Genomic DNA, 6,391 nt, shown 5'->3' with positions numbered 1-6,391 from the left:
CGCACCCTGTTCCAGGGTGCGGGCTCAGCGCCGCTGTGGGTTCCCGCCCGGTCCAGTACTATTCGCGGCCGGGAGGAGTTGAATTTCGTGGCTTTATTTCTGTGGATCGCCATGCTCGTGGTGGCGGTCCTGGCGTTCGCTGTCGTGTTGTGGCTGCTGATTCGCGCTTCGCGCAGGGGCAGTGCCCGGGGGATAGGGCTGGCGCTGGCGGGTCTGCTCGTCGCTGTCCTCGCCGGGGGAGCCGCCATCGCCGGCATGGTGAACACGCTCAACGTCGACGACCCGCGCCCGTACATCCAGAAGCACTACCAGCGTGCCGCGCAGTTGGACGACAAGCTGGGCGGGCAGGTCTACACCACCGCGCAGACTCCAGACCGCGTGCGCAAGGACATCGCCGCCAAGACCGACGAGACCGCGCAGTACAGCAGCGGGACATTGAGCTTCCTGCGCTATCCCGAATGGCTGGTCGTCGTCGCCCCGAACGGCGGCGGCGCCAAGATCGACGTCGACAGCTACGACAACGGCTACAAGCGCTACCGCGAACAACTCGCCGGCTCCGGCTGGCCGGCCAATGCCACCACCGGCAACGGCGGCAACAACTCGGGCAAGTAGTACAAGAGATTTCGAGGAGAAACACATGCTCGCCGATCTGGCCCACGACGGCGGTGCGGCCCTGGCCTACAGCGCCGTCGGCATCGTGCTGATGGTGCTGGGATTCGTCCTGGTCGACGTGATCACCCCGGGCAATCTGCGGCAGCAGATCTGGATCGATCGCAATCCGAACTGCGCGCTGCTGGCCGCGTCCAACGTGCTGTCCATGGGCATCATCGTGGCCATGGCGATCTGGACCTCCGAGGGCAGCATCGGCCGCGGTCTGACCGCCAGCGTGGTGTACGGCCTGATCGGCCTGTTCGTCATGGCGATCGCCTTCGTCCTGCTCGACCTGCTGACCCCGGGCAAGCTGGGCGAGCTGCTCGTCTCGGGCGAGGGTCTCAATCCCGCCGTATGGGTTTCGGCGGCAACGCATATCGCGGTCGCACTGGTCGTCGCGGCCGGCTTGTCGTAGATGGCGTTCCGGCGGCGAGCGGCGCGCCTGGGACTGCTGCTCACCGTATTCGTCTGCGCCTCCTGCGGATTGGTCTACGAACTCGCGCTGGTGACCCTGGGCAGCTTCCTCATCGGCGACACCGCCGTGCAGGCGTCCATCGTGCTCAGCGTGATGATCTTCGCGATGGGGATCGGGGCGCTGGCGGCCAAGCCGCTACAGCGCTGGGCCGCACCGGCTTTCGCCGCCATCGAGCTGCTGCTCGCGCTGATCGGCGGCTTCTCGGTGCTCATGCTGTACGCGGCCTTCGCCTGGCTGAAGATCTACACCGGCGCGCTCATCGGCGTCGCCCTGATTCTGGGAATGCTGGTGGGCGCGGAGATTCCGCTGCTCATGGTGCTGTTGCAGCGCATCCGCCGGCAGGCGGCGGGCTCGGCGGTCGCCGATCTGTTCGCCGCCGACTACATCGGCGCGCTGCTGGGCGGATTGGCGTTCCCGTTCTTCCTGCTGCCGGTCTTCGGCCAATTGCGCGGCGCCCTGGTGGTCGGCGCGGTCAACGCGCTCGCCGGAATCATCCTGGTGTTCACCGTCTTTCCCCGGGACCTGCGCCCACTGGTCCGCGCCGGACTCGGCGCGGCCACCCTGCTGGTGTCGCTGGCGCTGGGCGCGAGCTACCTCTACGCCGATCGCTTCGAGGCCACCGCCGAACAGGCGCTGTTCGCGAGTCCGATCGTGCGCAGCGTGCAGACGCCCTATCAGCGCATAGTCGTCACCGAGGCGGCCTCGCCGTTCCGCACCCGCGATACGCGCCTGTTCCTGAACGGCGATCTGCAATTCGCCTCGGTGGACGAGTACCGCTACCACGAGGCGCTGGTGCATCCCGCGCTGGCGCAGGCCCGCCGCAACGTGCTGGTGCTCGGCGGCGGGGACGGCCTGGCCCTGCGTGAGATCCTCACCTATCCGGACGTGGAATCGGTGACCCTGGTCGAATTGGACTCCGCCATGGTCGATTTGGCGCGTTCGTTCGAGACCCTCGCCGACCTCAACCGGCACGCCTTCGACGACCCGCGCGTCACGGTGGTGAACGACGACGCCTTCGGCTGGTTGCGCGAGTGCGAGTGCCGCTTCGACGCGGTGATCGTGGACTTCCCCGATCCCGATCAGACTTCGGTCGCCAAGCTGTACTCGCGCGAGTTCTACGGCCTGCTCGCGCGCACGCTGACGCCCGGCGGAACGGCGGTGGTGCAGTCGGGTTCGCCGTTCTACGCCCCGCATTCGTTCTGGTGCATCGAGTCCACGATCCGCGCGGCCGGGCTGTCGACCCTGCCGTACCACGTGAACGTGCCCAGCTTCGGGGACTGGGGCTTCGTGCTGGCGACGGGGGAACCGGCGCGGCTCGAGCTCGCACCGCACGCCCGTACGCGATCGCTGGACGCGGCGACGCTGGCGGCCGCGTCGGTGTTCCCGCCGGATCGCCGGGCGTCGGGGGAGGAGATCTCCACCCTGCTGCATCCGGTCATCCTCGATTACAACCGGAAGGAATGGTCAACGCGCTGAGGCGATCCCGGGCGACTCGGTCCGGCGCAGCGCGGGATCGAGTCCGTCGAGCATGCGGTCCAACTGGACCTCGAACGCGGTCATCCGGATCTGCTGCACGTCCAGGGTCGGCTGCTCGGCTTCGGCGGTGAACGCCGCGTAGCGCTTGTGCAGCACGGGGTATGCGGCGGTGGCGGCGGTGGCCGCGGGGGAGATCCGGCGGAACCATTCCTCCTCGGTGAGCCCGCTGCGCCGAATGGTCTGCTGCGACGCGGCGTCGGTGATGGCCAGTCCCAGGCAGTAGGCCCACAGCACGGTCAGCGTGATGTCTGCCTCGTCATCGGGAAAACCGGATTGCTCGAGCAGCGTCAGGGTGTCGTTGTTGAGTCGCAGCATGCTCGGCGCGAGGTAGAGCAGACCGACCTCGCCGACCACGGTCGCCAGCCACGGGTGCCGCATGAACGTGGCGTGCAGCCCCTTGGCCAGGGCCATCAGGCCGGCGCGCCACGGTCCGGGGGTGGGTGAGGGAACCTCGTCGAAGGCGGCGTCGGTGACCAGCTCCATGATCTCTTCCTTGTTCGTGACATGGGTGTAGAGCGAGGTGGCTCCGGCGCCCAGCTTGGTCCCGAGCTTGCGCATGCTCAGCGCCTCGACGCCTTCGGTGTCCAGCAGTTCCAGGGCGGCGGCGACGATCTGTTCGCGGCTCAGCGCCGGCTGATCGCGGCGGCGACCCCGCGGCTCTTCCCGGGTCCACACCGACTGAAAGGGCTGGTCCTGCTCGGCCACGGCTGTCTCCTTCTTCGACTGCGGCCAGCATAACGACTGCTAGAACGCTGTTCGCGCCGCCGAACACTGTGCTGTATTGCGAACAGTGTACGGAGACCGTACAGTGTGCGCTAACCCCGAACAGTGTTCGGTGACAGGCTTCGTAAGGGGATCGAATTGACTGCCAACCATCCGACCGCGGCTCCGGAAGAGCCTGCGGCCCAGCGCGATCCGAAGCGCTGGCTCATCCTGATCGTGCTCTGCCTGAGCTCGCTGGTGCTGGTGATCGACAACATGGTCCTCACCGTCGCCATTCCGCAGATCTCCACCGATCTCGGCGCGGGCGCCCAGGACATCCAGTGGATCATCGACTCGTACATCCTGGTCTTCGCGGGCCTGCTGCTGACCTCGGGCAGCCTGTCCGACCGGTTCGGCCGGCGGCTGGTCATGGTGCTTGGCCTGGTGCTCTTCGGCGCGGCCTCGCTGCTCGCGGCCTACGCGAGCTCGCCCGAACTGCTGATCGCCGGCCGTGTCGTGATGGGCATCGGCGGCGCGCTCATCATGCCGAGCACCCTGTCCATCCTCATCACCGTGTTCGACGAGCGGGAACGTCCCCGGGCCATCGCGGCCTGGAGCGCGGTCGCGATGATCGGCATGGTGGGCGGTCCGGTCATGGGCGGTGTACTGCTGCAGCACTTCTGGTGGGGTTCGGTCTTCCTGCTGAACGTCCCGATCGCCGTCGTCGCCATCGTGGCCGCGCTCGCGCTGATGCCGGAGTCCAAGGGGCCCTGGACGAAGCCGGACCTGTCCGGCATGACGCTCTCGATCATCGGCACGACCGCGCTGGTGTGGACCATCATCGAACTGCCGCACCGCGGGATCGGCGGCGTCTGGCCCGGAATCCTGGTGGCCGCAGCCGGTTCGGCCGCATTCGTGGTGCGCGAGCTGAAGGCCGAGCACCCGATGGTGCCGCTGCACCTGTTCCGCAATCGCGTGTTCACCGGTTCCAGCTTCTCCCTGGTGCTGGTGACCTTCGCCAATGCCGGTCTGCTGCTGGTGCTCACCCAGTACCTGCAGTTCGTGCTCGGCTACTCGCCCATGAAGACCGCCCTGGCCCTGACCCCGATGGCGTTGAGCGCCTTGGTCTTCAACGGCGTCGGCGCGGGCCTGGTGCCCAAGCTCGGGGTCCGGGTCGTCACGATCGCGGGCCTGCTGGTGCTGGCCGCCGGTACGGGCCTGCTGTGCACGCTCACCGCCGAGTCGGGGTTCTGGCTGCCCGCGGTGGCGATGACCCTGGTGGGCGCCGGCGCCGGCCTGGCCATGCCCGCCGCGATCGGCGCGCTCATGGGCGCGGTGCCACCCGAACAGGCCGGCGTCGGCTCCGCACTGAACGACACCATTCAGCAGACCGGCGGTGCGCTGGGCGTGGCGATGCTGGGCGCGGTGCTGGCGCACACCTATACCGCCTCCATGCCGGACTCCGCCCCCACGGCGGCCCGCGAGAGCGTCGCCCCGGCCATCGCGAGCGGGGACGGCGCGCTGGTCGAGGCGGCCCGCGAGTCGTTCACCACGGCCATGTCCGCCACCTTCGGCGCGGGCGCGGTCTGTGTGCTGGTCGCCGCCGCGCTCGCGTTCGTTCTCATGCGTGGCGCGAAAGGCGCTGCCCCCGAGCAGCTTCCGTCGGACGAGGCCGGCGCGGCCGAACTCGAACCGGCCCGCTGAGCGGCGGCCCCGCAAACGAACTCCGCCCCCGGCCTCAGGTGCCGGGGGCGGAGTTCGTGGCGCCGCGGTCAAGCGTTGCGATTGGAACTGGGTAGTGCCGCGCCGACCAGGGCGATGATCAGTCCGAGCGTGCCTATGGCCAGCCCGGTCACGGGCTGGGCATCATCCGCCCAGGTCAAAACAACGAAATTCAAATCGAGTACCTGGAGTAACACCGAGCCGAAACCCAGGACTATGAGCCATAAACCAATGCGAATCATTCGTGTCCCCCGTGGTTTACCTTCTGTTGCCGCGCAAGAGCGTATAGAGGGTTGCGCGTACTCGCGCGTAACAGGTGACGGATCACGAAAACTTGGCCACCGGAGTCGGTTTCGAGCACACCGGGGCCCGGGGAGAGCTCGCCGCGGTGCGAGCGGGACGAGCGGGAGTAGCGGTGGCGGCCGTCGCGGCCGCGCGTCAGCGTATGAGACCGAACCAGTAGATCACGCAGGCGAGTACGAAGACGACCACGCTTTCCATCGTCTACTCCAATCTCCTTGGCGCACTTACCTCCATGATGCTCCGTCGGGGGCGAAATCGACCAGGATTGGCAGAACAAGATCGCCGATCGTTAGCTCGCCAAGACAAAGAACCCGCCGGACCTGACACCCCTCGTGGTCAGGTCCGGCGGGTTCTTCGCGGCCTGCCGCCCCCTTCGCGGCAGGACATCTTCCTCGTGACCGGGCGGCTGTTCGCCGAACCCGGCCCGTCACCCCTCGTGGACGGGCCGGGTGCGGCGTGTCCCACCCCGGCGGTGGTTCCTACTTGCAGACCGAGAGCGTGGCCAGCAGCGTGCGGCCGTCCTTGATCGCGTAGCTGGTCGCCTCCACGTTCAGCTCGGCCAGCGGGTTCTCCTGGTCGGCGGAGAGCCATTCGATCTGCTGGTAGACGTGGTACTGGTTCGGGTCGTTACGCAGGACCTTGACCTTCGCGTCGTCCAGTTTCGCGGCGTCGGTGGCGGTGGCCTTGCCCGTCGAGTACTCGGTCACGGCGGCGACGGTGCCCTGGGCCTCGTCGATGACCACGGTGCGGTACCGGATGGTCTGGTGCTCGCCGGGCAGGTAGCCGGGCTGGGCGTAGACCTTCGGCGCGTCCATGGTGATCTCGATGTCGTTGTTCTTGTGCTTGCAGGTCGCCGCGGCGACCACCGTCTGACCCGGGGCGCCGAAGTCGGCGGCGGCGGCCGCGCCGGTCGTGCCGAGCGCGAGTGCGGCGGTCGCGGCGGTGAGGGCGATTCCGGCGGTGAGTTTCGCGATCATCGTCGTGTCTTCCTTCGGTTCCGGG

7 protein-coding genes are annotated in these 6,391 nt (G+C 68.0%); 4 read left to right on the top strand and 3 right to left on the bottom strand.

Going from position 1 to position 6,391, the window contains the following annotated elements; all coding sequences use genetic code 11:
* Positions 1-87 precede the first annotated feature (87 nt).
* The 3 genes from ABZ319_RS22480 to ABZ319_RS22470 are packed head-to-tail and all read left to right on the top strand — an operon-like array spanning position 88 to position 2,602.
* Positions 88-612 carry a DUF4247 domain-containing protein gene (locus ABZ319_RS22480; RefSeq protein WP_354988415.1) on the top strand — a complete coding sequence of 175 codons (525 nt, stop codon included), beginning with the start codon at positions 88-90 and terminating at the stop codon, positions 610-612.
* Positions 613-637: 25 nt separating this feature from the next.
* Complete coding sequence (locus ABZ319_RS22475; RefSeq protein ID WP_354988414.1) at positions 638-1,066, top strand: DUF350 domain-containing protein; 429 nt, start codon at positions 638-640, stop codon at positions 1,064-1,066.
* Positions 1,067-2,602, top strand: coding sequence for a polyamine aminopropyltransferase (locus ABZ319_RS22470; protein WP_354988413.1), 1,536 nt, complete (start codon positions 1,067-1,069; stop codon positions 2,600-2,602).
* Here the strand turns inward: ABZ319_RS22470 and ABZ319_RS22465 are convergent.
* Positions 2,591-3,367, bottom strand: a complete 777-nt coding sequence (locus tag ABZ319_RS22465; protein ID WP_354988412.1) for a TetR/AcrR family transcriptional regulator C-terminal domain-containing protein — start codon at positions 3,365-3,367, stop codon at positions 2,591-2,593. The two genes, ABZ319_RS22470 and ABZ319_RS22465, sit on opposite strands and share 12 nt — an antisense overlap.
* A 156-nt stretch (positions 3,368-3,523) precedes the next feature.
* Between ABZ319_RS22465 and ABZ319_RS22460 the strand changes: the two genes are divergently transcribed.
* Complete coding sequence (locus ABZ319_RS22460; RefSeq protein ID WP_354988411.1) at positions 3,524-5,068, top strand: MFS transporter; 1,545 nt, start codon at positions 3,524-3,526, stop codon at positions 5,066-5,068.
* Positions 5,069-5,136: 68 nt separating this feature from the next.
* On the opposite strand, the gene ABZ319_RS22455 is transcribed toward ABZ319_RS22460, so the two are convergent.
* Positions 5,137-5,328 carry a hypothetical protein gene (locus tag ABZ319_RS22455; RefSeq protein WP_354988410.1) on the bottom strand — a complete coding sequence of 64 codons (192 nt, stop codon included), beginning with the start codon at positions 5,326-5,328 and terminating at the stop codon, positions 5,137-5,139.
* Positions 5,329-5,868: 540 nt separating this feature from the next.
* On the bottom strand, positions 5,869-6,366 hold the full coding sequence (locus ABZ319_RS22450) for a hypothetical protein (RefSeq protein ID WP_354988409.1): 498 nt from the start codon (positions 6,364-6,366) through the stop codon (positions 5,869-5,871).
* Positions 6,367-6,391 lie beyond the last annotated feature (25 nt).

The sequence above is a fragment of the Nocardia sp. NPDC005978 genome (genome assembly GCF_040614455.1).
In the GTDB taxonomy this organism is placed as follows: domain Bacteria; phylum Actinomycetota; class Actinomycetes; order Mycobacteriales; family Mycobacteriaceae; genus Nocardia.
This window is presented reverse-complemented; position numbering and strand designations above follow the sequence as displayed.